Source organism: Polynucleobacter sp. AP-Nickl1-40-C4, from assembly GCF_035012665.1.
GTDB lineage: Bacteria > Pseudomonadota > Gammaproteobacteria > Burkholderiales > Burkholderiaceae > Polynucleobacter.
On sequence record NZ_JAYGQR010000003.1, the window covers coordinates 67,059 to 93,964 of the forward strand.

Consider the following 26,906-nt stretch of genomic DNA (forward strand, 5'->3'; position numbering starts at 1 on the left):
GTTAGATTTACATGCACCCAAGAATCCTGATTACATAAAAGAAAACCCCAATAACTAATTGGGGTTTTCTTGATTTTTAGTAAAAACTACTTACTAGGCATTCTGAAATTATCAAAACGGAATATCGTCGTCCATTGCACCCAATGATGCAGCGTTTGATGGTGCTGGGGCAGACTGCTCAGCCGGCTTTGAACGGCTGTAGCTCTCGCCGCCATCACCGCTTCCGCCTACTGGCTTGCCACCAAGCATTTGCATTGTTTCTGCAACGATTTCTGTGGAATACTTTTCTTGGCCACTAGCGTCAGTCCATTTGCGTGTACGCAAACGACCTTCAACATAAACCTGTGAACCTTTTTTGAGGTACTGACCAGCGATTTCTGCAAGCTTGCCAAAGAATGCAACACGGTGCCATTCTGTGGTTTCTTTCATTTCGTTAGTTTGTTTGTCTTTGTAGCGATCAGATGTTGCTACTGAGATGTTTGTCACTGCGTCGCCGCTTGGCATGTAACGCGTCTCTGGATCACGTCCTACGTTACCTACGATGATGACCTTATTTACCGAAGCCATGTTGTCTCCCGAAGAAAAATACTACTGTTATTACTGCTAAAAAATAAACTGCTCGCTTTAATTTAATCAATGAAGCTGCGGTTATGTCGTTGTGCTTACATCCTTAGAATCTGTTGCTCTCGTTGGCATTTCACCCATCGACCAAGCAATTATAAGCCAGCAAACCAAGAGTGCTGCGCCCATGGCAAAGACCGATAAATCACCATGGCTATCCATCAAATAACCCCCAATGACCGCCCCTGAGAACAAACCAATCGATTGCGTAGTGTTGTAAACGCCTAATGCGGTGCCCTTGGATTCTTTAGCAAAACGAGACACCAAAGAAGGCTGTAAGGCTTCGAGCAGATTGAAGCCTACAAAATAAACCAGCAATGCAGTTGCAATCGTCAACACTGAATTGGCTTGCGTAAAAATCAATTCTGCAACCAGCAACAAAACAATTGCGACTAACAAAATGGTTCTTAACTTCTGCTTCTTTTCACCATAAATAATTGCGGGTGCCATGAAGACAAATGACAGTAGCACTACAGGAAGATAAATTTCCCAGTGTGAAGAAAGCGGTAATCCCGCCTGCACTAACAATCTAGGGACTACTAAGAACATCGCAACTTGAGTTGCATGTAATACAAATACACCGAGATTCAAGCGCATCAAGTCCGGACGAAAGAAAACTTCTTTCAATGAAGCCTGTTGAACTTTTGCTTCAGGCGCACTCGTTGGCAAAACGTAATAAGTGACAAACATCGCAATCACACCCAAGACTGCTAGAACGATAAAAATTCCACTCAGACTAATCGCTCGATAAATCGGGGCGGCAATCACTAAAGACAAAGCAAACGAGAGGGCAATACTGCCGCCAACCAATGCCATAGCTCGCGTGCGCACCTGCTCGCGAGTCAAATCTGCTACCCAGGCAGAAATCGCTGCTGAGACGGCACCAGCACCCATGACCCCCCGGCCAATCGCAATCCAGAGCAAATCATCTTTGGCAGCACAAATTAAGGCTCCGGCCACAAACAGGGATAGACCCCATAAAACAACGGGTTTACGCCCAATTCGGTCCGATAAACGGCCTAAAGGGATGTAAAAACAGGCCTGAATAATATTAAAGATTCCGAGAGTCAAACCGACCCAAAGGGCGTGCTCACCACCCGGCAAGCCACGCGCATGGAGGCTAAAGATGGGCAATAGCAAGAATAGGCCCAGCATACGGAGGCCAAATATGCCTGCTAAGGCCAGAGTGGAGCGAAGTTCAGAAGGATTCATGGGAAAGAGCTATATTAACAAGTTACGCTAAAAAATCATGAATAACGAAATCAAGATCCGCGGTGCCCGCACCCACAACCTCAAAAACATCAATCTAGACATCCCTAGAGAGAAGCTCGTCGTCCTTACTGGCTTATCTGGCTCAGGCAAAAGCTCATTGGCTTTTGACACGCTGTATGCAGAAGGCCAACGCCGCTACGTGGAATCTCTCTCAGCTTATGCCCGTCAGTTTTTACAACTCATGGAAAAGCCAGATGTCGATACGATTGAAGGGCTGTCTCCAGCGATATCGATTGAACAAAAAGCCACTAGCCACAATCCCCGCTCGACCGTTGGTACCGTCACTGAAATTCATGATTACTTGCGTTTGTTATTTGCCCGCGCAGGCACGCCCCATTGCCCAGATCACGATCTACCTTTAGAAGCACAAAGCGTTTCTCAAATGGTCGATACCGTACTCTCGATGCCTGAAGATACGAAGTTGATGATTTTGGCTCCCGTCGTGAGCGAGCGCAAAGGTGAATTCGTTGATCTCTTTCAAGACCTGCAGGCACAAGGCTTTGTGCGCTTCCGTGTGCGCTCTGGTGGTGGTACAGCAAACGTAGCGAAAGCCGAGATTTTTGAAGTGGATCAATTACCAACTCTCAAAAAGAACGATAAGCACTCTATTGAAGTAGTAGTAGATCGCATTAAAGTGCGCCCTGATATTCAGCAACGTTTGGCAGAATCTTTTGAGACAGCCTTACGTTTGGCGGATGGCAAAGCCATGATCGTCGATATGGATACTGGCAAAGAGATGATTTTCTCCAGCAAGTTTGCTTGCCCAGTTTGCTCATACTCCTTACAAGAATTAGAGCCGCGCCTCTTCTCCTTTAATAACCCAATGGGTGCCTGCCCTTCATGCGATGGACTTGGACACCAATCCTTCTTTGATCCAAAGCGTATCGTTGCGCACCCTGATTTATCGCTCGCTTCAGGCGCTATTAAAGGCTGGGATCGCCGCAATCAGTTCTACTTCAAACTCCTTCAGACCCTGGCTAAGCATGGCGGCTTTGATGTGGAGAAGCCATTTGAGACGCTCAACAAAAAGCAGCAAGATCTGATTCTCTTGGGATCTGGTGATGTCACTATTCCTTTCGAGTACATCAATGAGCGTGGTAAGAACAGCATTCGCGAACACGCTTTCGAAGGCATTGTTGCCAACTTTGAAAGACGCTATCGCGAAACCGATTCCATGACAGTTCGTGAAGAATTATCACGCTATCAAAATGTTCAAACCTGCCCAGAATGTAACGGCAGCCGTTTGCGCAAAGAAGCGCGCTTTGTCAAAGTGGGTGAGAAGAAACAATCGCGTGCCATCTATGAAATTAGTGCCCTACCACTCAAAGAGGCCAAAGAATATTTTGAAACACTGGAACTCAAAGGCGCTAAACGAGAAATCGCTGACAAGATCGTCAAAGAGATTGGCGCACGTTTACGCTTCTTAAATGACGTAGGCCTAGATTACCTTTCCCTCGAGCGCAGTGCTGACACTCTTTCTGGTGGAGAAGCCCAGCGTATTCGCCTGGCAAGTCAGATTGGCTCTGGACTAACAGGGGTAATGTATGTATTGGATGAACCCTCTATTGGCCTGCATCAACGCGATAACGATCGCCTGATTGGCACCCTGAAGCACCTGCGTGATTTAGGTAATAGTGTTTTAGTTGTTGAGCATGATGAAGATATGATTCGCGCCTCTGACTGGGTTATTGATATCGGTCCTGGTGCTGGCGTTCATGGTGGCGAAGTAGTAGCTCAAGGCACACCTGCCGAAGTAGAAGCAAACCCGAATTCCTTAACTGGTGCCTACCTTGCCGGCCGTGAAGCAATTGCGGTTCCAGAAAAACGTATTCCTGTAAATGATCGCTTTTTAGAAATCATTGGTGCGCGCGGCAATAACTTGCAATCTGTTCATGCAAAAATCCCCGTTGGTTTGTTAACTTGCGTGACTGGTGTATCAGGCTCTGGTAAATCCACCTTAATTAATGACACCCTGCATCATGCTGTTGCTCAACACCTCTATGGTTCTAATGCAGAGCCTGCAGCACACGATGCAATGAAGGGTCTAGAGCATTTCGATAAAGTCATTAGTGTTGACCAATCCCCGATTGGTAGAACGCCGCGCTCTAACCCTGCTACCTACACGGGACTATTTACCCCGATTAGAGAACTCTTCGCAGGCGTTCCTGCATCACGTGAACGGGGCTATGAAGCAGGTCGCTTCTCCTTTAACGTGAAGGGCGGTCGCTGTGATTCTTGTGAGGGTGATGGCGTCCTCAAAGTAGAGATGCACTTCCTACCAGATGTCTATGTTCCTTGTGACGTTTGTCACGGCAAGCGCTACAACCGTGAGACTTTAGATATTCGCTACAAGGGTAAGAATATTCATGAAGTACTCTCGATGACAATCGAACAAGCCCATGAGTTCTTTGAAGCGGTACCCGTTGTTAAGCGCAAACTCAAAACATTGCTGGACGTAGGCCTGGGCTATGTGAAGCTTGGACAAAGTGCAACTACTTTATCCGGCGGTGAAGCACAACGCGTAAAACTCTCTCTTGAACTCTCCAAGCGTGACACCGGAAGAACCCTATACATCTTGGACGAGCCAACTACTGGTTTGCATTTCCACGATATTCAGTTGTTGCTAACTGTGATTCAAACACTCAAGAAACAAGGCAATACGATTGTCATCATTGAGCACAACCTTGATGTGATTAAGACTGCGGATTGGATTATTGACTTAGGGCCTAAGGGCGGCGCCGGTGGTGGGCAAATCATTGCTACCGGCACACCAGAAGACGTCGCGAAAAATGAATTAAGTTTTACAGGTCACTACTTAGCGCCATTACTAACTCGCAAAGCGCCCACTCCTGTAGCCAGTAAAAAGAAAAAGTAGGCGCTAACAGATCTCAGAGTAATTTAGCTTCAGCCAAGTCGGTAGCTTCTGAATTGCCTGAGATCACCAAAATGTCGTTGGCCTCAAGCTTGAGATCCGGAATGGGGTCCAACTTCACATAATCTGCGTTTCGACCCTTGCGACGTACTGCCTGAACATTGACGCCTTCTTTCTCTAGGTCAAGCTCGCCTAAAGCTTTACCAATCGCTTTTGACTGGGGCAGCAGCGTAATGGCATGTAAACGCCAAGATTCATTGGAGCCAAAGTCATCGTCCGCAGATCCGCGGAAGTAGCCCCTCAATAGGCTGTAGCGCTCTTCCCTTGCTGTTGTGATGCGTCTCACTACCTTACGCATTGGCACACCCATGATCAATAGAACATGGGAGGCGATCATTAAGCTACCTTCAATGAGTTCGGGCACGACCTCAGTAGCTCCAGCTGCCTGCAACTTGGCGATATCCGCATCATCTCTAGTACGCACCAATACCGTCATACCAGGACGTAAGCGCTCTACCTGACGCAAGACTCGCATACTTGCTGCGGTATCGGCATAAGTAATCACGACCGCCTTTGCCCTTGAAAGGCCAGCAGCTACTAAATAGTTTTCACGACTAGCGTCGCCATAAACTACATTGTCGCCAGCAGCCGCAGCTTCTTTAACGCGATCAGGATCTAAATCCAAGGCAATGTATGGAATTTTTTCTTGATCAAGCATGCGGGCCAAACTTTGACCTGAACGACCGAAGCCACAAATGACCACATGGTTTTCATTACGAACACTCTTGGAAGCAACACGAGTTAATGCAAGCGATTGCAGTAACCATTCGTTACTGGCAAAACGCATCGCAATGCGATCGCTATATTCAATGAGGAATGGTGCGCAGAACATGGAGATCAACATCGCTGCCAATACTGCTTGACTCAAGGTGGGATCAATTAGATCCAGGCCATCAATTTGATTGAGCAAAACAAAGCCGAATTCACCTGCTTGAGCTAAGCACAAGCCCGTTCTAATGGAGATGCCAGGACTAGAGCCAAAGCTCCGTGATAGCAAAGCAATAAGGCCAAACTTGAAGATGAGTGGGCCAACGAGTAAAACCAAAACCAATAACCACTGCTCACGAATGACGTTGAAATCGAGCAACATGCCAATCGTCACAAAGAAGAGGCCGAGCAAAACATCGCGAAACGGCTTGATATCCTCTTCCACTTGATGGCGGTAAGGCGTTTCAGAAATCAACATGCCAGCTAAGAACGCACCAAGCGCTAGCGACAAACCAAAGTGCTCGGTAAGCGCCGCCATACCCAAAACAATCAACAACAGATTGAGCATGAACAACTCTTGTGAGCGCAACTTAGCAACCAACTTAAACCAATGGCTCATCAAGCTTTGGCCAATGAAGAAAATCAATACCAAGGCGATGGTGATTTTGATAGACGCTGCAGTTAACGCAACGAACAAATCGGAAGGATTTTTCCCGAGCGATGGTAATAGGATCAACAGGAAGACCACTGCTAAATCCTGGAATAACAAAATACCCACGACATTGCGACCATGCTCTGTCTCTAATTCAGCGCGATCAGAAATCAGCTTGGTCACAATTGCAGTTGATGACATTGCCAGCGCACCACCTAAGGCGATCGCAGCATGCCAAGAGATGGGATAAATCCAATTCATTAGCAAACTGGCTGGGATTGCTAAAAGCATTGTCAGAATGACTTGGCTGCCACCAAGGCCAAATACGATCGATCGCATTGCCCTTAATTTATGCAGGTTGAATTCCAAGCCAATCGAGAACATCAAGAAAACCACGCCAAATTCAGCCAAATACTTCACTGTGGCTGAATCATTCGCCAAGCCCAGGGCATTAGGCCCAATCAGCACACCAATGGCCAAATAGCCCAAAATGGGGGGTAAGCCAAAATAGCGGAAAATAACCACTCCGGCCACACCCGAGGCCAGGAGAATGAGGGTTAATTGAAGGACTGACGGCATATACTTACTTGATGATAGCTAAGACTCGTGAACGTACCCTAAAGCTTGCGCGCGACACCCTCACTATTGAGGCTGCTGCACTGCAAACTATGCGTGATCGCCTTGAGGGCGCTAATGCTGATGCCCTCGTCCTGGCGGTTGAGCTTTTACATGGCTGCAAAGGCAGAATCGTAGTTTCTGGAATCGGCAAATCAGGTCATATTGCCCGCAAAATTGCCGCTACCTTTGCCTCCACAGGATCCCCGGCATTTTTTGTTCATCCCGCTGAAGCCAGCCACGGAGACTTAGGCATGGTTACTAGAGATGATGTTTTTGTCGCCCTTTCTAATTCCGGCGAGACAGATGAGCTTTTGACTATCGTGCCAATCGTAAAACGCACTGGCGCAAAACTTATTGCTCTCACTGGCGCTCCAAATTCCTCTCTTGCCAAATTGGCAGACGCGCATTTAGATACCAGTGTTGAAAAAGAGGCGTGTCCATTGAATCTGGCGCCTACAACTAGCACTACTGCTGCACTAGCCATGGGCGATGCACTAGCTGTTGCCTTACTAGATGCACGCGGCTTTAAAGCTGAAGACTTTATTCGCTCTCATCCTGGTGGCAGACTAGGTCGCAAGCAATTAATGCATGTCAGCGAAGTAATGCGTAGCCTTGCAGACACGCCTAAGATCTCCATTGATGCGTCTCTACAAGATGCCTTGTTAGAGATGACCTCGAAGCGCATGGGTATGGTGGTTATCCTAGATGCCAACAAAAAAGTATTTGGTATATTGACTGACGGTGACTTGCGTCGCCTTTTGGAAAAAACTACCGACCTTGGCGGCATCAAACTGAAGAGTGCGACCACTGCCGATCCTCGTACCATTCCAGCAGAGTTACTTGCTGAAGAAGCGATCGAGATGATGGAGAAACATCGCATCAATCATTTAGTGGTGACAGATAACCAAGGTCATTTGTTGGGCGCATTAAATCTACATGATTTATTTGCAGCCAAAGTCATTTAATTTCCATTCGTAATCGAGTTTCCCTTTCATGCCTAGTGCTTTCAATACTCACAAGACCAACCCTCTAGCTCAATACCCACAGGCCTGGGAGCGCGCAGGCAAAGTGAGGCTTTTGGTATTGGATGTTGATGGCGTATTAACAAATGGACAAGTTTGGATTGGTTCTGATGGCAAAGAATCTTTAAAGGCCTTTGATATTCAAGATGGCTTAGGCATCAAATTATTAGAGCAATGCGGCATTCCGACTGCCATCATTACCGGCAGAAATTCTAAAATGGTTTTGGCACGCTGTGAAGAGCTTGGTATTAAACATGTTCACATGGGTGTTGAAAAAAAAGCTATTGCCCTGAAAGAAGTTCTTCAATCTCTGGGGCTGACTGCGGCTGACTGCGCTGTTATGGGTGACGATTGGCCAGACATGCAAATGATGAAAAATGCAGGCTTTCGAATTTGCCCGGCACAAGGTCATGAAGCTGTCCAAGAATTTTCCCACTTGGTGACGACACGCAATGGCGGTAATAGTGCGGTACGTGAAGTATGTGACCTGATTCTTAAAGCACAGAATCGCTATGAAGAATTACTTCTTAAGGCTCGTAACTAAGCAATGCAGTTAAAGCCTCAGCAAATTAAAGTGGGCATCGGTCGCGCTCTGTTGCGCCTGCTGCCCTTGATTTTGATGGGGGCACTCACGCTGGCTACTTTTTGGCTGGTCGAAAAAAATACTCCGCCAGAAAAATCTCCTTTAGAACGCGTGCGCCTGCATGAGCCTGACTACACCATCAAAGATGGTGCACTATCCGCTCTTAATGAATTGGGCAATACTAAATACCGAGTGTTGGGCGTCAAAGTCACACACTATGATGACGATGCCTCTATCGATATCCTGACACCGCGCATGCGCCTGTTCCAAGCTGAGAAAGCGCCTGTAACCGTGAAGTCGGATACCGGACATCTCGATGGTGATCTCACCATCCTTGATTTATACGATAACGCCAGCATCTTTCGCCCAGCTCAAGAAGCAACTGAATCACAGTCAGCCACCTTAAGAATGTTAGCCAGTTCAAGCTATTTTAAAGTGCTCATTAACGATGACATTATTGAAACCGATCGGCCAATTACCCTTGAGCAGGGCATGTCGATTATGAATTCCACTGAAGGTGGTGTGTTTAACAACGTCGAACAAAGTATGGTGCTCAGCGGCCAAGTTAAAGGACGTATTGAGCGCGCCCCACGGAGCCACCAATAAAATGGTGCCAATGAAAATTTTATTGGTTCGCCTTGCGCTCCTAAGCTTTGGGCTCTCCCTTGCATCTTTGTCGTTCGCAGAAAAAGCAGACCAAGACAAACCAGTCATTCTGGAAGCAGAAAAAGTTTCTGTAAACGACGTTAAGCAAATCTATGACCTCAATGGTCAGGTGCTACTGATCAAAGGCAGCATTATTGTTACTGGTGAGGATGGCCACATTGAAGTGGATCCTCAGGGTTATGAGTTTGTCGATGTCGTGGGTACTCCGGAAACGGTTGCAAGCTTTAGACAACGTCGCGAAGGTCTTGCGGATGAGTTCATGCAAGGACGCGGCGCCCAGGTTACCTATGATGCCAAGACAGAATTTCTGACGTTGACAGGCGATGCCAGCTTGAAGCGCTTGCTCAATATGCAAATGCTTGATCAATTAAAGGGCTGGAAAATTGAGTACGATGATGTAAAGCAGTACTATCATGTCACACCTCCTAAAGATGCAAAACCGGATGATCTGCCCTTAGCAAGAGCCATCCTTTCACCAAGACGAAAAGCAACCCTAGAGAAATGACAGCGGATTTAGCCCACATCGATAATGCGCCCACACTAAGCGCCCATAACCTACAAAAACGGTATGGCTCAAGAACCGTGGTTCGTGATGTATCCGTACAAGTTAGATGTGGGGAAGTGGTAGGACTACTCGGCCCAAATGGAGCAGGCAAAACAACTTCGTTCTACATGATTGTTGGACTAGTCCCACTCGATGGTGGAAATATCGTTTTAGATGGCGCAGATATTACGCATTTACCGATTCATGAGCGCGCTCGAATGGGTCTCTCCTATTTGCCACAAGAAGCCTCTGTATTTAGAAAGCTCAACGTAGCTGAAAATATTCAGGCAGTCTTAGAGCTTCAAGCTCAAGGCGGCAAACCCCTTACTAAGGCCGAAATTGCTAACCGCCTTGATGAGCTCTTAGGCGAACTCCAAATCAGTCATCTGCGCAATAACCCAGCCCTCTCCCTATCGGGTGGTGAACGTAGGCGGGTAGAAATTGCGAGAGCGCTAGCTTCCCAGCCAAAATTTATCCTGCTAGATGAGCCCTTTGCTGGTGTTGACCCTATTGCTGTTGGGGAAATCCAGCGCATTGTGCGCTTCCTGCGGGACCGCCAAATTGGGGTACTGATTACCGACCACAACGTCCGCGAAACCCTGGGCATCTGTGACCACGCCTACATCATCAGCGAAGGTAGCGTATTGGCTGAAGGTAAGCCTGATCAGATTATTCAGAACGATGCTGTCCGCAGAGTCTATCTGGGCGAAAACTTCCGGATGTAAGTCAAACAAGGCTTCCTGCTTTTAAAGTAATAAAAATTGCACTTCCCTCTTGGTTTTCGGCAAATTCGCTGATACGCTGGAGGCTCATGGTTTATTTTCCAAAAAAAACAGCACAAAAAATTTCAGGGGCTTGCTGCGCACCCCGGGCATGACTATGCGCACGCATCTATAGCATCTATAAAAGGAGTCGCTAATGAATTTGAAAATTAATAGCCGTCACGTGGAAGTTACCCCTGCCATGCGCTCTCATCTTGAGGCGGGTCTAACCAAAATTCGTAAGCACTTCGATCACGTCATTGATGCGTCTGCCTTCCTGGTAGTAGATAAAGCCAAAGAGAAGGACCTGCGTCAAAGCGCCGAGATCACCATTCACCTTAAAGGGAAAGATCTGTTCGCTGAAGCACACAATGCTGACCTCTATCACGCTATGGATGCAGTGGTTGATAAGTTAGAGCGTCAAGTTGTCAAACACAAAGAAAAGATTCAAGATCATCACCACGAAAAGCATTTTGAGTGATCTAGTACGTCAGGACACCTATAATCAATTCACATGAATGCCCTGACCAATCTTTTTACTCCCGACTGCATTGCATTAGATATCCTCGCCACAAGCAGGGCTGATGCATTTGCAGCCGCTGGAGAACTATTTTCTAAACAAACAGGAATAGCAGCAAACTCCGTTATAGAGTTCCTCAATGCTCGTGAAGATTTAGGCTCTACCGCCCTCGGCGCTGGTGTAGCCATCCCTCACGGACGTGTGAAAGGCCTAAAGCAGCCAAGTGCCGCTTTTATGAGACTGCAAAACCCTATTGAGTTTGCAGCTCCGGATGGTGAAGCGGTTTCCATCTTGATTTTCTTGCTAGTCCCAGAAAAAGCCACCCAACAACATTTAGAAATTTTGTCTTCGATTGCTCAGTTGCTGTCGGATGCAGATGCTCGCGAGACCTTATCGTCTACTGCAGACCCCTTAAAGGTTGGCGCACTCTTACAACACTGGGGTACAGCAAAATGACTCAGCCATTACTCCTAGAAGGAGTAACTGCTCAGCAGATTTTTGATGACAATGTTTCAGAATTAAAGTTGTCTTGGATTGGCGGTCTTGAAGGTGCCGACCGCACCTTCCCTCCAGAAGCTGTAAAAATAGCTGCAGCCAGCTCCGACTTAGTAGGTCACTTAAACCTTATTCACCCAAGCCGTATTCAAATCTTCGGCGAACAAGAGGTTGAATATCACGCAGCTCTGGAGCCAAAACAAAGGCAAGAGCAAATTGCCAGTTTGATCTCCAAGATGCCTCCTTGTGTCATTGTGGCTGATGGTAAGAGTGCGGATCCAGACTTGCAACTATTCTGCCAGCGCTCCTCAACACCGCTATTCACCACCGCCATTTCTGCTGCGGAAGTAATTGATCATTTACGCACTTACTTAACCAAAATTGGTGCCCCTCAAATCACCATGCATGGTGTCTTCATGGACATTTTGGGCTTGGGTGTGCTTCTTACTGGCGAATCTGGCCTAGGTAAAAGTGAATTAGGCCTCGAACTTATTTCTCGTGGACATGGATTGGTAGCCGATGATGCAGTTGACTTTGCACGTCTTGGACCTGATTACATTGAGGGTCGCTGCCCCGTCATCTTGCGCAACCTACTTGAGGTACGTGGACTGGGATTGCTCGATATTCGGACGATCTTTGGTGAAACAGCAGTGCGTCGTAAATTAAAACTACGCCTGATTGTTCAGCTCGTTCGCAGAACCGATGGCGAATTTGAGCGTCTACCCCTTGAGGCCCAGCATATCGACGTACTAGGCATCCCTATTCGTACGGTCAAAATTCAGGTTGCTGCAGGTCGCAACTTAGCCGTACTAGTTGAAGCTGCTGTACGCAATACCATTTTGCAATTGCGCGGTATCGATACCTTAAAAGAATTTATCGAGCGTCAACGTATTCAGATGAATGCGGAGTCAGAGTCATCAAAGTCCCAAGGACGCCTACTCTAAGCTATGCAGATCAATCTGATTACCGGAATATCAGGCTCAGGTAAATCAGTAGCCCTGAGGGCTTTTGAAGATGCTGGCTATGACTGCGTAGACAATCTTCCCGTCTCACTTCTCGAAAACCTCATCTCCACTCTTGAAAAAGAAAAGTGCGAACAAGTTGCGGTCGCCATAGATGCTCGTCGCGGACAATCTATTGCAAACTTGCCGTCCATTCTCGAGAACCTACGCAAAAATCATCAGGTCAGAGTGGTATTCCTGAATGCCGATACCAATACTTTGGTGCAACGCTTCTCAGAAACCCGTCGTCGCCACCCCTTATCTACTAATGGCAAACAATCTCAATCGGCAACTCTGATTGAGGCAATTGATAAAGAGCGTAATTTGCTCGAGCCCTTACGTGCCCAAGCGCACAGCATCGATACCAGCAACCTACCTGCTCATGCATTGCGTTCCTGGATTCAAGATCTCCTCAAAGACAAACCGGTAGGTCTCACAGTAGTTTTTGAGTCATTTGGTTTTAAAAAGGGCGTGCCCAGCGAAGCGGACTTAGTTTTTGATGTGCGTTGTCTACCAAACCCCCACTATGACAAAGCACTCAGACCACTGACCGGCAACGACAAGCCCGTTAAGGAATTTCTGGAAAAAATTCCAGAAGTCAGGAGCATGGAATCCGACATCACCCAATTCATTAACAAGTGGTTGCCCCATTACATTGCTGATGGTCGCAGTTATTTAACGGTTGCCATTGGTTGTACTGGCGGCCAACATCGCTCTGTCTATCTCGTAGGCCGCCTGAGCGAACACTTCCGGGCCCAAAAGGACCTGATGGACTTGCAGCTTAATTTTTTAGATCGTCACCGCGAACTAGATTCAATCCCTGCAGCAAAAGCTTAATCGGCTGCGGCAAGCCATGGCGCCCTAGCTGAGCCAAGGGGACCCACTTCAGATCTGGATTTAAAAAGACCAACTCTTTTGGAGCGCCTACCTGCCATATCTGCATCCACAATTTGCGGTGCGTAAAGACATGCTTAATTTCTTCGGCCTGATTTATGGCTTTACAAGCTTTTGTAAGTGCTGCCGATTTTTCTTCGGGCAATGTAGCTGCCAATAATTCCTGTGGGCTTATCTCAACAACTTTTGCACGAGCTACCCTAGGGGTCCACGGTCCTTCAGGCAAAGACCATAGACCACCCCAAATGGCATTACTCGGGCGCTTTTGCAAGAGGATGGAGTTAGCCGAACGCATCAACAACATATTGCAATCAAATTCTGGGGATTTGGTCTTCTTGGTTTTTTGTGGAAGCAAAAGGACTTGACCGCTTAAATTGGCTTGGCAGTCTTTTGCGAATGGGCATTTTTTTTCTAACCCTAAACATACTGGTTTGCGTGACGTACACCAAGTAGCGCCAAAGTCCATCAGTGCCTGGGTATAGACCGGCATATCTGTAGGCTTAGTTGGTAGTAAATCTATTGCTAAATCCCACAGTCGATCGTTGATCTTCTTATCTTGTATCGCACCTTCAATCGCAAATAAACGTGCCAGAATGCGTTTCACATTCGCATCCAAAATAGGTGCTCGCTCATGAAAAGCAAATGCAGCGATTGCGCCAGCTGTAGATCGCCCAATCCCTTTTAATTGCTCAAGCAAAATGGGGTCACTTGGGAACTTGCCGCCGAACTCTGTCATGACCTGCTTTGCGCAAACATGTAGATTTCTCGCGCGCGAGTAATACCCTAATCCCGCCCACTCAGCCAATACCTCATCGATATCAGCAGCGGCTAATTTTTTAACCGTTGGAAAGCGTTTCATAAAACGTGGGTAGCGCTCAAGGACCGTAGCCACTTGAGTTTGTTGCAACATGATTTCTGAAACCCACACTGCATAAGGGTCTCGATTACCTTGCCAAGGCAAACCTGAGCGCCCACTGATCGCATGCCAAGCAACAAGCTTTGATGCAAATGTGTTGATCAGCGTTTTTGACATTGAGTACAAAAATAAGTGGAGCGCTGGCCCTGCACTATCTGACTAATAGGCGACTTACACACCTTACATGGCAAGCCTTTGCGGTCATAGACCTTGGTTTGGACCATAAAGTGCCCAGGATCACCATCGCTATTTACAAAATCTTTCAAACTACTACCGCCAGCTGCAATAGCTTTTTTCAAAATCAATCTCACCGCTTCAGCCAAACGAGAACATTGCGGACGTGTGAGCTTTCCTGCAGCTTTAGCTGGATGAATACCCGCCTCAAATAAACTTTCAGAACAATAAATATTGCCAACACCGACAACCGCTTGCCCTGCCAAAAGAAACTGCTTCACAGCAACACTGCGTTTGCGGGATTTTTGATACAAAATATCCGCGCCCAGCTCACCCGCAAACTCCGGAGAAAATGGCTCAACGCCTAACTTTTGCAAAAGCGCAAATGCTTCAATGGGACCTTTTGATTTGGGATGCCATAAAACGGCACCAAATTTTCGTGGGTCATGCAAACGCAAGCTGAACTTACCGAACTCTAGCGTCACGCGATCATGAATCTTGAGGGGGTCCGAACCTGGGAGTACACGCAAAGTTCCCGTCATCCCCAAATGAATCAGCAAGTAGCCCGTATCCATTTCTAATAAAAGATACTTCCCACGCCTCTCAATGGCATGCACTGTTTGCCCAGGCAAGCTTTTAGAGAGGTTGGCGGGCACTGGCCAACGCAAGCGTCCATCAATAATCTTGACGGCGCTGACCTTGCGCCCCTCCAGATGGGGGGCGATTCCTAATCGGGTGACTTCTACTTCTGGAAGTTCTGGCATAAATGGATTGTAGATTCGCGGATTAGAATGTGCTTATGAGTAAATTCACACTGAAACCTCTTTTAAAGGGTTTATTCCTGGCGGCCCTCACTGGTGGAGTCATTTCAACAGCCCATGCCCAAACCCAGGCAAATGGATTGCAAACTGGCGAAGCGGTGTTTGAGGTGCTCGCCTCCGAAATCGCCCTTCAGCGGGGTGAGGCTGGCTTGGCTTACAACACCTATCTGGAGATGGCGCGCCAATACCAGGACCCCAGGCTAGCCCAAAGAGCGATGGAAATTGCAATTGCTGGAGGATCCCCAGATTTAGCTATGCAAGCAGCAAAAACTTGGGATGAACTCTCTCCAGCTTCGGATACCAAACCTAAAGAAGTCCTGGTAACGCTATTGATCTTAAGTAATCGCTGGTCTGATGCTGTCAAGCCAGCAATTACTTTATTGCGCCAACAAACTCCCGCGGAACAAGAAAATACTCTTTTGCAATTACAAGCATTGCTTGCTAAAGCGAAAGATGAGTCGGATGCTTTACGCGCTTTTTATGAAATCGCATCTACCGTCAAGATTCCACTCAAAGATCCAGGCCTACTTTATACCTATGCCATGTCTGCTGAAAAAGTAGGTCATATAGATGTGATGGAAAAAACACTGCGTGACATTTTGCGCAAGAACCCAAACGATGTAAATTCTCTTAATGCCCTTGGCTATTCTTTAGCCGACCGCAATATGAAGTTACCTGAAGCATATGCGCTCATCAGTAAAGCGCATCAGCTGTCTCCAAAAGATAGTTTTATTTTGGACAGCTTGGGCTGGGTCAATTTTCGTCTAGGTAAAAATACCCTTGCATTAGAACAATTACAACAAGCATTTGCTATGAAACCAGAAGCGGATATTGCGGCTCATACTGGTGAAGTGTTATGGGTCATGAATCGCCGTGCGGAAGCTGAAGAGATGTGGCGCCAGGGACAAAAAATAGACGCTAATAATCCAACCCTGAAAGAAACTTTGCAACGCCTAAAGCCAGACTGGGCAACGGATGACCAAGCATCTAAGAACTCATGGGATGGGCGCTTTGCCGTCAAAGTCATCGGCTTAACTGAGTCACAAAACCAAGGTGGCTCTGGTGGTTTTACCTTGTCCCAAGAAGCATTAAAGGATGTTTTAGAAATACGCAATCCCATGGGTGGCTCGATTGCAAAAATTACTATTACGCCGGGTGAAGCCACACTCGAAAGTGATGGCAAAGTAGTTACTGCAGTTGATGCAGACACCTTATTGCAAAACACATTAGGCCTACCACTACCAGCGCGCGGATTATCAAACTGGTTAAGAGGCGAAGTGCGTCCTGGAAGCGAGGCAAGTGTTGATAGAGATGCAAATGGTCAAGTAAGCAAAATTAGTCAGGATGGCTGGGACTTGGTATATACCTGGAGCAATACCAATCGCCTCGAAAAGCTCACGATGACACGTACCTCGAATATCGGCTCGATTGATATACGTCTCGTGTTTGACCGCCCGAATGACTAAGCAAAATAATAATGGCGAAATCCGATTCTTTATTTCTTCGTTCGCCGGCTAAGCTCAATCTTTTTTTACACATCGTCGGACGTAGAGCGGATGGTTATCACTTACTCCAATCCGTCTTTCAACTGATTGACTGGTGTGACACCATCCACTTAAAAAGCATTGCTGAAAATGAAGTGCGCCGCATTAATCCCATTCCCGGAGTTCCGCCCGAGCAAGATTTGGTAGTTCGCGCAGCTAATTTACTAAAAGAATTTTGCAAGATTGAGGCTGGTGTTGAAATTAATCTTCACAAAGAAATCCCGATGGGTGCAGGTATGGGGGGTGGTTCCTCTGACGCAGCAACTACATTGATTGGTCTTAACGCCCTTTGGAATCTCAATCTCTCCAAAGAAATACTTTGCAACCTTGGGCTTCAGCTCGGTGCCGATGTCCCCTTCTTCATTTTTGGTCAAAATGCCTTTGTTGAAGGCATTGGGGAGAAAATTCAAGAAATTTCCCTCCAAACCCCTGATTTTTTGGTGATATTTCCCAATCAGGGCATCGCAACCGTAAGCATTTTTCAAGACCCGGAATTGACCCGAGATCACGCTCAGATTACAATTGATGGCTTTCTTGCATCGCCATTGTTGTATCAATCAAATGATTGTCAGGCCGTAGCGATGCGGATTTGCCCAGAAGTGAAGCAAGCTTTGGATTGGATTATCCAGGCAGTACCGGGCTCACAGCCCCGAATGTCTGGCTCTGGAAGTAGCGTTTTTGCAGTCTTAGACCCTAAGACTGATACCGCAAAACTAGAAAATCTTCTGCAAAATCTTCCTGAAGGGTGGGTAGGTCGGGTTGTTCGGGGGCTAAATAAAAATCCCGCTTACAATTTGATTTCTTCAGATTGACCTGTAGGGGAATCGCCAAGCTGGTTAAGGCACTGGATTTTGATTCCAGCATGCGAAGGTTCGAATCCTTCTTCCCCTGCCAAGTACTGTAGAAACGATAAAGATAACCTTTTGACCCCACAAAACCCATAAGACTATGTCCTCCACAAACGCAGATTTATTGACTCTTTTCACAGGCAACGCAAATCCCGTTTTGGCTGAGGCTGTAGCCAAAGAACTCAAACTCCCAATGGGAAAAGCCTTTGTTGGCCGATTCTCTGATGGTGAGATTCAAGTAGAAATTCAAGAGAACGTTCGCGGCAAAAATGTCGTGGTGATCCAATCAACCTGCGCACCTACTAATGACAGCTTGATGGAACTCATGATCATGATTGATGCTCTGAAACGAGCATCTGCAAGCCGTATAACCGCAGTGATTCCTTACTTCGGTTATGCCCGTCAAGACCGCCGCCCTCGCTCTGCTCGCGTAGCTATTTCCGCTCGCATTGTGGCCAACATGCTTCAGTCAGTAGCTGGCATTGAGCGTGTTTTGACCATGGATCTGCATGCCGACCAAATTCAGGGTTTCTTCGATATCCCGGTAGACAACATTTATGCTTCTCCAGTTCTTTTGGCTGACTTAGAAGCGCAGAAAACTAAAAAAGATCTGATCATCGTGTCTCCAGACATTGGTGGTGTGGTTCGAGCCCGTGCAATGGCTAAGCAATTAGGCACTGATTTGGCAATTATTGATAAACGCCGTCCTAAAGCAAACGTATCCGAAGTAATGCACCTTATTGGCGAAGTAGAAGGCCGCCATTGCGTCATCATGGATGACATCATCGATACTGGTGGAACCCTCTGTAAAGCCGCTGAAGCGCTTAAAGAGCGTGGTGCTAAGGGCGTTACCGCTTACTGTACTCACGCCGTGCTCTCAGGCGGTGCTGTAGCTCGTATTGCTGCTTCTGAATTGGATGAGTTGGTTGTTACTGACACCATCCCCTTGACCGCAGAGGCCATGAAAGTATCCAAAATTCGCCAATTGAGCGTTGCTCCGATCCTCGCTGAAACCCTTTCCCGCATTAGCAAAGGTGATTCAGTGATGTCGATGTTTGCTGAATAAGCCAAAAATCACCGTTTTACCCTGGTTTTTGGCAGTTTTAAGCCTTTTGCAGGCAAAAACACCCTTTCCCACGATATAATCGAAGGCTTTTCTGTTTGGTCGCGAACGGAAATTAACCTTAACTAGGAAAATCATCATGAAAGTAGTTGCCTTTGAAAGAAGCGTACAGGGAACGGGTGCGAGCCGCCGTCTGCGCAATTCCGGAAAAACTCCGGGAATCGTTTACGGTAGTAAAGATCCAGCCTTGGTCATCGAGTTAGACCATAACGCGTTGTTCCATGCTCTCCGCAAGGAAGCATTTCACTCATCCATTTTGGATTTGGAAATTAGCGGCAAGACACAAAAAGTGTTGTTGCGCGATTACCAAATGCATCCATTCAAGCCATTGGTATTGCACATTGACTTCCAGCGCGTATCCGCGTCTGAGAAAGTTCATATGCGCGTTCCATTGCACTTCACTAATGCTGACACTTCAGCTGCTGTGAAATTGCAAGGTGCCGTTATTAGCCACATCCTTACTGAAATTGAAGTTTCTTGCTTGCCAGCAGACTTGCCAGAGTTCATTGAAGTGGACTTGGCGAAGATTGAAGTTGGTCATGGTATTCATGCTAAAGACATCGCATTGCCAAAAGGCGTTACTTTGGTATTACATGTTGAGCAAGAGAACCCAGTACTTGCTAACGCACGTATCCCAGCAGTTAAAGCTGCTGAGCCTACAGATGCGCCTGCTGCACCAGCAGCGGCTGCCCCTGCAGCTGAAGCGCCAAAGGATAAAGCTTAATTACTTAGCTCAATCGCTTGTACAAGAAGGCCTGCGCAAGCGGGCCTTTTTTATTGCCCCCAGTTTTCATTCTTTTTTGGCGAAATGCTTTTATATCTTTAAACTCTCAGCATGACTAAATTAATTGTTGGCCTGGGCAACCCTGGAGATGAGCATGAAGAAGATCGGCACAATGCTGGCTTCTGGTTTGTTGACGCAATGGCAAAACAACTAAGCACTCGTTTTGAATCTGAAAAACGCTTTCATGGCAAAGTGGCTAAAGCTAAATGGGAAGGCGAAGATCTTTACTTACTCAAGCCAAGCACTTACATGAACCTCAGTGGTCAATCTGTTGGCGCGCTATGCCGCTTTCACAAAATCACTCCTGCAGATATTTTGGTGGTCCAAGATGAGCTGGATTTAAAGCCTGGTACTGCACGCCTGAAGTTAGGTGGCGGCACTGGCGGCCACAATGGCTTGAAAGATATCCAAGCGCATTTAAGTACCCCAGATTATTGGCGCTTACGCTTAGGCATTGGCCACCCCAGAGATGCAGCTGGTGATGGACACCCTATGGATGTTGCAGATTATGTATTACGTAGACCTCAATTAGCCGAGCAAAAACTCATTGATGCCAGCATTGAAAATGGTCTGCAAATTTTGCCGCTCTTTTTAAAAGGCGACACTCAAACCGCCATGATGGAGTTGCACTCCAAGGACTAAGTACTGAACCAAGCTGCTCAGTTAAGCTGTATTGGCTTTTTTGGCAGCAGTTAAAAGCGTGAACTTCATCATTAACTGCTCTTGAGTTTCGGTATGCTCAGGATTAAATGGAATGCAGTCGACTGGACAGACCTGGCGACATTGGGGGGCATCATAGTGACCTACGCATTCAGTACATTTATCAGGATTAATTTCATAAATCTCTAAACCCATGTAAATAGCATCATTCGGACACTCTGGCTCGCAGACATCGCAGTTGATGCATTCGTCCGTGATCATTAATGCCATGATTTACTCGCCAAATTTCATTTGGTCACTCTTTATTCTGAGTACCTGAAGCAATTTTCCTGACGAGCCATTTTTCCACTGATGGAAAAACAAACTTACTCACATCACCACCCATTGAAGCAATCTCACGTACGAAAGTGCCTGAGATAAATTGATACTGATCGGATGGGGTTAAGAACAGCGTTTCGACATCAGGAAGCAGGTAACGATTCATACCTGCCATTTGGAACTCGTATTCAAAATCGGATACGGCGCGTAAACCCCGTACGATCACGCGCGCTTGATGCTCGCGTGCAAAATCTTTTAATAAGCCAGTAAAGCCAACGACTTTTACATTCGGATAGTGGCCAAGCACTTCCTTAGCGATAGCAATGCGCTCTTCTAAATTGAAGAATGGACGTTTGCTGCGACTGTCGGCAACACCCACAATCAACTCCGTAAAAATGCTCGATGCGCGGCGAACCAAGTCCTCGTGACCACGAGTAAATGGATCAAATGTTCCAGGGTATACGGCAACTGTCATAACGTTCCTAAGGCTTTATCGGCTACAGGCAAGAGTTTAGCCTCTTCCACTCCGAAATAGACAAGCTTTTACCTGTCCAGCCTCTAAGTATTTTCCACAATGCCAGTCCGGTAGTAGGGCCTCTACCTCCTCGCGTGGACGGCTAGAGGGAAATTCCACATAAATACCACCGCCTGCAGAGTCATCACACACCCTAGCTGCCTGGATAACGGCGCGATCTAATAAGCCCGAATCCTGAAATGGTGGATCAATAAAAATTAAATTGCTGGAACGATCCGCCTGCTGCTTTATAAACTCAAGGCTATCTCGTTGCAAAATTTCTACGAGGCCAACGGCCGGCGAAGACTGCAATAAGGCAAAATTGGCCGTTAAATTTGCGCAAGCCCTTTTTTCTTTCTCAAGTAATACTACTAATGCAGCACCTCTTGATGCGGCCTCAAAACCCAAAGCACCGGTACCGGCAAAAAGATCTAGGCATCGTAAACCTGTTAAATCTTGTCCTAGCCAATTAAATAGCGTTTCCCGAATACGATCAGTTGTAGGGCGTAGGCCAGGAAGATCCAAAACCGTTAGCAAACGACTTCTCCAGTTGCCGCCAATAATCCGCACCTTCTTCGGCGGCTCAGACTTTAGAGGCTTGTTTGCTTTATTGAGCTTATTTATTTTTTGCTCCCAATACAACAATCTTCATACGATCCATTGCAAGATATTTTTTGAATGCAGCATTTACCTGCTCTAAAGTTACCGCCTCAACTTGCTTAGTCCATACATCCATCGTATCGAGCGGCAGGTCATTCCATGCAATTGAAGAGACGTTATCCAACAACTTACGATTGTTATCAATCCGCAGCGGGTAACCATTCACTAAGTTTGCTTTAGCAGCCACAAGCTCAGATGGAGTAGGTCCATCGGCGATAAATTGAGCAGTGGTAGAACTCATCACCTCTAAAGCCAGCGCAGCCTGATCACTCTTGGTTTGTAGACCCGCTTGAAAAATGCCATTCTCTTTTCCAGGAATAAAGTAACTAAACACGCTGTATGCCAGACCGCGCTTCTCACGCACCTCAGCCATCAAGCGAGAGACAAAACCGCCCCCGCCTAAAACATAGTTACCAACCAGTAAGGGGAAGTAATCAGGGTTGTTGCGAGCAACCGCCGTCATCCCCATAGCAATGTGAGCCTGCTGAGAGTCAAAAGGAATTTGAATTTCTCTTTGCGCCAGAGGCTCTACGGGAGAGCGCTCGAGTTCAGGCAACTTTGCGATGGGCTGACCTGAAGCAGGAATCTGCTTTAACAAAGCTTTGACGATTTCTTCTGCTTGAGCGCGATCAATATCGCCAACAATACTCACAATCATGCGGTCACCGCGATAAAACTGCTTATGAAATTGCACCAAGTCATTCACGCTTACAGCAGCAACTGATTTCACTGTTGGCGAATCAGCTAGGGGATAGTTTCCATACACTGATTTTTTAAAACGACGTTCGAGAACAAACTCGGGCTTAGTTTCCGCCTCAAGCAAACTCGTTATCGTTCTTTGTTTCTCACGCTCAACAATTTTTGAATCGTAAGTCGGCGCGCTCAACATAGCAGCGGCTAGTTGTACCGCTCTATCGCGCAAGTCTTTTCGACTCAAACTGCGAATGCGCAAGATTGCTCGCTCGCCGCTCACAGATAAGCCAATATTAGCTCCAAGATCAGCGATTTCATCAGCTATTTGAGCTTCAGTGAGAACCCCTTTTTCGCTCTTCACCCCATAATTCATCAGGCCTGCAACCATATCGGCTAGGCCACTTTTGCCAGCAGGGTCGTAGCGATCGCCTGCATCAATGCTCACTTCAATGTCTACCATCGGCAGCGCTTTGGTTTGTACTAAATATGCCTTGGCGCCCTTATAAGAATCTAACTTCTCAATCGGCAAGATGGCGTGCGCGTTACTAAACAAGCAAAAAGTAAAGAGACAAACTGAAATACTCTTAACGAAGACATTCATCACTTGCTCTCCTTACCTGCAGTTTGACGCGCCTGAGGATCCAATACCGCAATCGTCAAACCCTCATCAACCAGATATTTTTTTGCAACTGCCTGCACTTGCTCAGGTGTAATGGTTTGCATTTTCTCTAGCATGTAATCGATGTCCTTCCAAGAAAATCCTGCCATCTCTGTGCTGCCAATTTCCATTGCTTGGCCAAAGATAGAATCCCGTTTATAGATTTGCTCAGACAGAATTCGTACCTTAATTCTCTTGAGTTCAGACTCCAGAATTCCTTTTTGCTTTAATTCGTCAAGCGCCTTGCGGATGCTTGCCTGAGCCTGATCGACTGTTTTTCCTTTAGCCATCGTGGCGCTAATTAAAAATAGTTCTGGCCCACGAGAAATCATGTCGTAGCCCACACCCACATCATTCACTACTTTTTCCTGCTTAACGAGAGTGCGGTTTAAGCGGGCATTGTCATAGCCATCCAGCACTGCTGTCAGAAGCTCTAAGGCATATGGCTCGGGGTCATCCAGCTTGCCAGGCTCGAGACGGGGCACCTTCCAAGCCATGGCCAATTGAGCGCTATCAGCTGGCGCCTTTACCTGAACCTGCTTAATCCCTTTTTGAGGCGACTCAATTTGTGGCTTACGCACTGGCAACTCATGAGCAGCGGCAGCGCCGTAGTACTTCTCCACCATATTCAACACTTTTTTAGCATCCACATCACCGCTGATGACTACGGTTGCATTGTTTGGCTTATACCAACTGCGATACCAATCTCGCGCATCGGATGCTTTCATATTCTCTAAGTCATTCATCCAACCAATGACCGGATGGCGATATGGGGAGCTCATATAAGCAGTTGCCATTAATGATTCGTTGAGCAAACTACTAGGATTGTCTTCTGTTCGTAAACGGCGCTCTTCCATGATGACCTGAATTTCTTTTAAGAATTCTGCATCATCAAAATTGAGGTTAGACATACGATCCGCTTCAAGCTTGATCACGTCTTCTAATTTTGATTTTTCAACTTGCTGAAAATAAGCGGTGTAATCGCGCGAGGTAAATGCATTCTCGCGCCCACCGACCGCGGCTACCAAGCGAGAAAATTCGCCTGCCTTCACTTTGTCGGTACCCTTAAACATCATATGTTCAAGCACGTGTGCAACGCCCGTCTTCCCATTGACCTCATCCATTGATCCAGCACGATACCAAGCCATATGAGCTACCGTTGGCGCACGATGATCTTCCCTGACAATCAATTTGAGGCCATTGCTCAACTGATACTCATGCGTATCCTCTGAATCAGGACCAGCAGCCCAAGTAAGTTGACTAAATACAAAGAATAAAAAGGAAATTCGAAGTAAATTGGAAAGCATCTGCTAAATCACCATATCCCTAGAATTAAATTGATAAGATGCAAGGTTTAAATTGTATCGATTATGTTCGGCTTACGTAAAACCCTCGGATCCCTTTTTAAATCAAGCAAGATTGATGAATCTTGGTTTGAAACTTTAGAAGAATCACTCATTCAAAGTGATGTGGGTCTGCCTACGACCGAACAACTCATCACCAAACTACGTAAAGCAGCAAAGTCTGAAAAGGCTTCTAGCCCAGAGGAGTTACAAGCTCTTCTCATTCAAGAAGTCAGCGCTCTATTAACTGCTATTGAACCTTTACCAAACCCACTGTTTACAAGTGATAAGCCTAACACCCCAGAGGTGTGGTTGGTTGTAGGGGTAAATGGAGCCGGCAAGACTACGACTATTGGCAAACTCTGCCGACTCTTTCAGTCTCAAGGTAAGTCAGTTCTTTTGGCTGCTGGCGATACCTTTAGAGCTGCGGCACGTAACCAGCTTCAGGAGTGGGGTGGACGCAACCAGGTTGACGTTATTACTCAAGAAGGTGGTGATGCAGCAGCCGTTGCACACGACGCCATTCATGCTGCCATCTCTCGTAAGAACGATATTCTCATCATTGACACTGCAGGGCGTCTTGCTACCCAAGACAACCTCATGGAAGAGCTTAAGAAAGTCAAACGTGTCATTGGTAAAGCGCTACCTGGGGCGCCTCACCACACCCTGCTTGTTTTGGATGGCAATACCGGACAGAACGGCTTGAGCCAGGTAAAGGCCTTCCATGCCGCCCTTGGCCTCACTGGAATCATTGTTACCAAGCTTGATGGCACCGCTAAGGGCGGAGTGATCTGCGCCCTAGCCCACACCCTACAAGATGGCCCAAAACCCGCTGTTCTAGCTCTAGGCAAGGGCGAAGGGATTGAAGATTTAGCCCCCTTCACAGCAGAACAATATTCATCTGAATTATTCAATTAATTCAATAGCTTAGAGGTCATTAAAACCATTAGCACTCTCTTGACAAGAGTGCTAAAATAGACTTCTACTAATACATCATATTTATAAAAAAAATGGTTCAAAAGAAATCCGACAAACCGAATTTGCAAACGCTGCCAGTCGCGCAGACTGCGTCGGCGTCTGCATTTCCGATGCTGCCAACTCTTGGGGTTGGCACTCTCGACTCATACATTTCGTACGTTAATCGTGTGCCAATGCTTAGTGCTGCCGAAGAGTTACATCTTGCGCAGGAATTTCGTCGCACTGAAAATGTCGATGCCGCTAAAACTTTAGTGCTCTCCCATTTACGCCTAGTAGTTTCTGTTGCTCGCCAATATCTTGGCTATGGAATCCCGCATGCTGACTTAATTCAAGAAGGCAATATTGGCTTGATGAAAGCCGTTAAACGCTATGACCCAAACAATGGTGCACGTTTAGTGTCGTATGCAATCCATTGGATCAAAGCAGAGATTCATGAGTACATTCTCAAGAATTGGCGCTTAGTAAAAACTGCAACGACTAAAGCACAACGCAAATTATTCTTTAACTTACGCAGCAATAAACCTACATTAAGTGCGCTTACTCCGAGCGAAGTTGAAGCCTTGGCCAAAGCACTTGATGTCAAAGGTTCCGATGTTAAAGAAATGGAAATGCGCCTTGCTGGTGGGGATGTCGCTCTAGAAGGCGATGACAGCGATGATGAATCTGCTTACGCCCCTATTCAATGGCTAGCGGATAACTCTCAAGAGCCTACCGCTCGCATTGCTAGCGCTGAAGCAGATGCCTTGCAAGGCCCGAAGCTAGACCAAGCACTGATGGCCTTAGATGAGCGTAGTCGCAATATTGTGCAATCTCGTTGGTTGGCCATGGATGCCGAAGGTAATGGCACTAAGACGTTACATGATCTTGCTAGAGAATATGGCATCTCAGCAGAGCGTGTTCGTCAAATTGAAACGGCCGCTCTCAAAAAGATGCGCGGCCTGTTGCAAGCAGCTTAATCAAGCAAGAAGTTTGCAGGCAGCAAACTTCTTTAATTCTCTTACTTCAGCAATTCTTTCAAGTCATGCGCCAAGGTCTCTGGACCTTGAGCGTGCTTGATATACAAACGTAGATGACCCTCAGGATCAAATGCATAGCTACCCGCTGTGTGATCCATGGTGTAAGAGCCTGGCTTAGATCCTGGAACCTTCTTGTAATAAATCTTGAAGTCTTTCGTCACCTTCTCCAAAGCTGCCTCATCTGCGGGACGCAAACCCAAGAAACGAGGATCAAAGGCAGGGACATACTGCTTGAGAATCTCTGCAGTATCGCGCTCAGGATCTACAGTGACAAAAAGTACTTGCACCTTATCGGACTGAGACCCCAAGAGCGTCATAACTTGCTGCATTTCAGTTAAGGTGGTCGGGCAAACATCAGGGCACTGGGTATACCCAAAAAACATCACCACTACTTTTCCCTTAAAGTCCGCCAAGGTTCTCACCTTGCCATCAGGATCTACCAAACTAAAGTCTTTTCCGAAAGCGGTGCTGCCAGTGATATCAATATTTTTAAACTCTGGTTTTGGGCTGCAAGCAGTCAATACGAAACAAAGAATTGCTAAAAAGCAAATGCGCAGAAAATTCATA

The 26,906-nt window shown here is 46.7% G+C and carries 28 protein-coding genes and 1 tRNA gene; 18 read left to right on the plus strand and 11 right to left on the minus strand.

Annotated features, from left to right (window positions below; all coding sequences use genetic code 11):
- Positions 1 to 111: 111 nt before the first annotated feature.
- Both ssb and VC182_RS04870 read right to left on the minus strand, forming a co-directional pair.
- The gene (gene ssb / locus VC182_RS04865) at positions 112 to 567 is read right to left on the minus strand and encodes a single-stranded DNA-binding protein (RefSeq protein WP_072582708.1); all 456 of its coding nucleotides are present in this window, start codon (positions 565 to 567) and stop codon (positions 112 to 114) included.
- An 81-nt stretch (positions 568 to 648) separates the two neighbouring features.
- Positions 649 to 1,833 carry an MFS transporter gene (locus VC182_RS04870; protein ID WP_323484673.1) on the minus strand — a complete coding sequence of 395 codons (1,185 nt, stop codon included), beginning with the start codon at positions 1,831 to 1,833 and terminating at the stop codon, positions 649 to 651.
- Between the two features lie 37 nt (positions 1,834 to 1,870).
- Here VC182_RS04870 and uvrA point away from each other — a divergent pair, with 37 nt between their 5' ends.
- Positions 1,871 to 4,768 carry an excinuclease ABC subunit UvrA gene (uvrA, locus tag VC182_RS04875; protein WP_216243239.1) on the plus strand — a complete coding sequence of 966 codons (2,898 nt, stop codon included), beginning with the start codon at positions 1,871 to 1,873 and terminating at the stop codon, positions 4,766 to 4,768.
- Positions 4,769 to 4,781: 13 nt separating this feature from the next.
- Here the strand turns inward: uvrA and VC182_RS04880 are convergent, their stop codons facing one another.
- Positions 4,782 to 6,764 (minus strand): monovalent cation:proton antiporter-2 (CPA2) family protein, encoded by a 1,983-nt coding sequence (locus tag VC182_RS04880; RefSeq protein WP_323484674.1) that lies wholly within the window; start codon positions 6,762 to 6,764, stop codon positions 4,782 to 4,784.
- 11 nt (positions 6,765 to 6,775) lie between these two features.
- Between VC182_RS04880 and VC182_RS04885 the strand changes: the two genes are divergently transcribed.
- The 9 genes from VC182_RS04885 (at position 6,776) to rapZ (ending at position 13,232) form a co-directional block, all read left to right on the plus strand.
- A complete protein-coding gene (locus VC182_RS04885) occupies positions 6,776 to 7,768 on the plus strand; it encodes a KpsF/GutQ family sugar-phosphate isomerase (RefSeq protein WP_323484675.1) in 993 nt (330 codons plus the stop codon).
- Positions 7,769 to 7,796: 28 nt separating this feature from the next.
- The gene (locus tag VC182_RS04890; protein ID WP_323484676.1) at positions 7,797 to 8,369 is read left to right on the plus strand and encodes an HAD-IIIA family hydrolase; all 573 of its coding nucleotides are present in this window, start codon (positions 7,797 to 7,799) and stop codon (positions 8,367 to 8,369) included.
- A 3-nt stretch (positions 8,370 to 8,372) separates the two neighbouring features.
- Positions 8,373 to 9,014 carry an LPS export ABC transporter periplasmic protein LptC gene (gene lptC / locus VC182_RS04895; RefSeq protein WP_323484677.1) on the plus strand — a complete coding sequence of 214 codons (642 nt, stop codon included), beginning with the start codon at positions 8,373 to 8,375 and terminating at the stop codon, positions 9,012 to 9,014.
- Between the two features lie 10 nt (positions 9,015 to 9,024).
- Positions 9,025 to 9,579 carry a lipopolysaccharide transport periplasmic protein LptA gene (gene lptA, locus VC182_RS04900; RefSeq protein WP_072582894.1) on the plus strand — a complete coding sequence of 185 codons (555 nt, stop codon included), beginning with the start codon at positions 9,025 to 9,027 and terminating at the stop codon, positions 9,577 to 9,579.
- Positions 9,576 to 10,343 (plus strand): LPS export ABC transporter ATP-binding protein, encoded by a 768-nt coding sequence (lptB, locus tag VC182_RS04905; protein ID WP_072582701.1) that lies wholly within the window; start codon positions 9,576 to 9,578, stop codon positions 10,341 to 10,343. Before lptA ends, lptB begins: the two co-directional genes overlap by 4 nt.
- 193 nt (positions 10,344 to 10,536) lie before the next feature.
- A complete protein-coding gene (hpf, locus tag VC182_RS04910; protein ID WP_072582700.1) occupies positions 10,537 to 10,860 on the plus strand; it encodes a ribosome hibernation-promoting factor, HPF/YfiA family in 324 nt (107 codons plus the stop codon).
- Between the two features lie 33 nt (positions 10,861 to 10,893).
- Positions 10,894 to 11,355 carry a PTS sugar transporter subunit IIA gene (locus tag VC182_RS04915; protein WP_323484678.1) on the plus strand — a complete coding sequence of 154 codons (462 nt, stop codon included), beginning with the start codon at positions 10,894 to 10,896 and terminating at the stop codon, positions 11,353 to 11,355.
- Positions 11,352 to 12,338, plus strand: a complete 987-nt coding sequence (hprK, locus tag VC182_RS04920; RefSeq protein ID WP_072582698.1) for an HPr(Ser) kinase/phosphatase — start codon at positions 11,352 to 11,354, stop codon at positions 12,336 to 12,338. The genes VC182_RS04915 and hprK overlap by 4 nt, the downstream gene beginning before the upstream one ends.
- 3 nt (positions 12,339 to 12,341) lie before the next feature.
- Positions 12,342 to 13,232, plus strand: coding sequence for an RNase adapter RapZ (gene rapZ / locus VC182_RS04925; protein ID WP_216243231.1), 891 nt, complete (start codon positions 12,342 to 12,344; stop codon positions 13,230 to 13,232).
- Here the strand turns inward: rapZ and mutY are convergent.
- Both mutY and mutM read right to left on the minus strand, forming a co-directional pair.
- Positions 13,177 to 14,322 (minus strand): A/G-specific adenine glycosylase, encoded by a 1,146-nt coding sequence (mutY, locus tag VC182_RS04930; RefSeq protein WP_323484679.1) that lies wholly within the window; start codon positions 14,320 to 14,322, stop codon positions 13,177 to 13,179. The two genes, rapZ and mutY, sit on opposite strands and share 56 nt — an antisense overlap.
- Positions 14,307 to 15,143 (minus strand): bifunctional DNA-formamidopyrimidine glycosylase/DNA-(apurinic or apyrimidinic site) lyase, encoded by an 837-nt coding sequence (mutM, locus tag VC182_RS04935; RefSeq protein ID WP_072582695.1) that lies wholly within the window; start codon positions 15,141 to 15,143, stop codon positions 14,307 to 14,309. Before mutM ends, mutY begins: the two co-directional genes overlap by 16 nt.
- 35 nt (positions 15,144 to 15,178) lie before the next feature.
- Here mutM and VC182_RS04940 point away from each other — a divergent pair, with 35 nt between their 5' ends.
- The 6 genes from VC182_RS04940 (at position 15,179) to pth (ending at position 20,141) form a co-directional block, all read left to right on the plus strand.
- Positions 15,179 to 16,666, plus strand: a complete 1,488-nt coding sequence (locus VC182_RS04940; RefSeq protein ID WP_323484680.1) for a lipoprotein insertase outer membrane protein LolB — start codon at positions 15,179 to 15,181, stop codon at positions 16,664 to 16,666.
- A gap of 11 nt (positions 16,667 to 16,677) precedes the next feature.
- Positions 16,678 to 17,556, plus strand: coding sequence for a 4-(cytidine 5'-diphospho)-2-C-methyl-D-erythritol kinase (ispE, locus tag VC182_RS04945; protein WP_323484681.1), 879 nt, complete (start codon positions 16,678 to 16,680; stop codon positions 17,554 to 17,556).
- A 5-nt stretch (positions 17,557 to 17,561) separates the two neighbouring features.
- Positions 17,562 to 17,638, plus strand: a tRNA-Gln gene (locus VC182_RS04950).
- Between the two features lie 54 nt (positions 17,639 to 17,692).
- Positions 17,693 to 18,658 (plus strand): ribose-phosphate pyrophosphokinase, encoded by a 966-nt coding sequence (locus tag VC182_RS04955; protein ID WP_215321077.1) that lies wholly within the window; start codon positions 17,693 to 17,695, stop codon positions 18,656 to 18,658.
- A gap of 136 nt (positions 18,659 to 18,794) precedes the next feature.
- Complete coding sequence (locus VC182_RS04960; protein ID WP_072582691.1) at positions 18,795 to 19,439, plus strand: 50S ribosomal protein L25/general stress protein Ctc; 645 nt, start codon at positions 18,795 to 18,797, stop codon at positions 19,437 to 19,439.
- Between the two features lie 111 nt (positions 19,440 to 19,550).
- Positions 19,551 to 20,141 carry an aminoacyl-tRNA hydrolase gene (pth, locus tag VC182_RS04965; RefSeq protein WP_323484682.1) on the plus strand — a complete coding sequence of 197 codons (591 nt, stop codon included), beginning with the start codon at positions 19,551 to 19,553 and terminating at the stop codon, positions 20,139 to 20,141.
- Between the two features lie 21 nt (positions 20,142 to 20,162).
- Here the strand turns inward: pth and VC182_RS04970 are convergent, their stop codons facing one another.
- Genes VC182_RS04970 through VC182_RS04990 form a run of 5 tightly spaced genes read right to left on the minus strand, consistent with a single transcriptional unit; the run spans position 20,163 to position 24,309 of the window.
- Positions 20,163 to 20,429: a YfhL family 4Fe-4S dicluster ferredoxin gene (locus VC182_RS04970; protein ID WP_072582689.1), complete on the minus strand. Its 267-nt coding sequence runs from the start codon at positions 20,427 to 20,429 to the stop codon at positions 20,163 to 20,165.
- Positions 20,430 to 20,454: 25 nt separating this feature from the next.
- Positions 20,455 to 20,952: a pantetheine-phosphate adenylyltransferase gene (coaD, locus tag VC182_RS04975; RefSeq protein ID WP_072582688.1), complete on the minus strand. Its 498-nt coding sequence runs from the start codon at positions 20,950 to 20,952 to the stop codon at positions 20,455 to 20,457.
- A 36-nt stretch (positions 20,953 to 20,988) separates the two neighbouring features.
- Positions 20,989 to 21,636 (minus strand): 16S rRNA (guanine(966)-N(2))-methyltransferase RsmD, encoded by a 648-nt coding sequence (gene rsmD, locus VC182_RS04980; RefSeq protein ID WP_323484683.1) that lies wholly within the window; start codon positions 21,634 to 21,636, stop codon positions 20,989 to 20,991.
- Entirely contained in the window at positions 21,608 to 22,945 is a 1,338-nt protein-coding gene (locus VC182_RS04985) for a M16 family metallopeptidase (RefSeq protein ID WP_216120185.1), read from the minus strand. Before VC182_RS04985 ends, rsmD begins: the two co-directional genes overlap by 29 nt.
- A complete protein-coding gene (locus VC182_RS04990) occupies positions 22,945 to 24,309 on the minus strand; it encodes a pitrilysin family protein (protein WP_323484684.1) in 1,365 nt (454 codons plus the stop codon). Before VC182_RS04990 ends, VC182_RS04985 begins: the two co-directional genes overlap by 1 nt.
- 63 nt (positions 24,310 to 24,372) lie before the next feature.
- On the opposite strand from VC182_RS04990, the gene ftsY reads away from it, so the two are divergent.
- Positions 24,373 to 25,263, plus strand: coding sequence for a signal recognition particle-docking protein FtsY (gene ftsY / locus VC182_RS04995; protein ID WP_216155392.1), 891 nt, complete (start codon positions 24,373 to 24,375; stop codon positions 25,261 to 25,263).
- A 92-nt stretch (positions 25,264 to 25,355) separates the two neighbouring features.
- A complete protein-coding gene (rpoH, locus tag VC182_RS05000) occupies positions 25,356 to 26,279 on the plus strand; it encodes an RNA polymerase sigma factor RpoH (RefSeq protein ID WP_416350574.1) in 924 nt (307 codons plus the stop codon).
- 41 nt (positions 26,280 to 26,320) lie between these two features.
- On the opposite strand, the gene VC182_RS05005 is transcribed toward rpoH, so the two are convergent.
- Complete coding sequence (locus VC182_RS05005; RefSeq protein ID WP_072582683.1) at positions 26,321 to 26,905, minus strand: SCO family protein; 585 nt, start codon at positions 26,903 to 26,905, stop codon at positions 26,321 to 26,323.
- Position 26,906 lies beyond the last annotated feature (1 nt).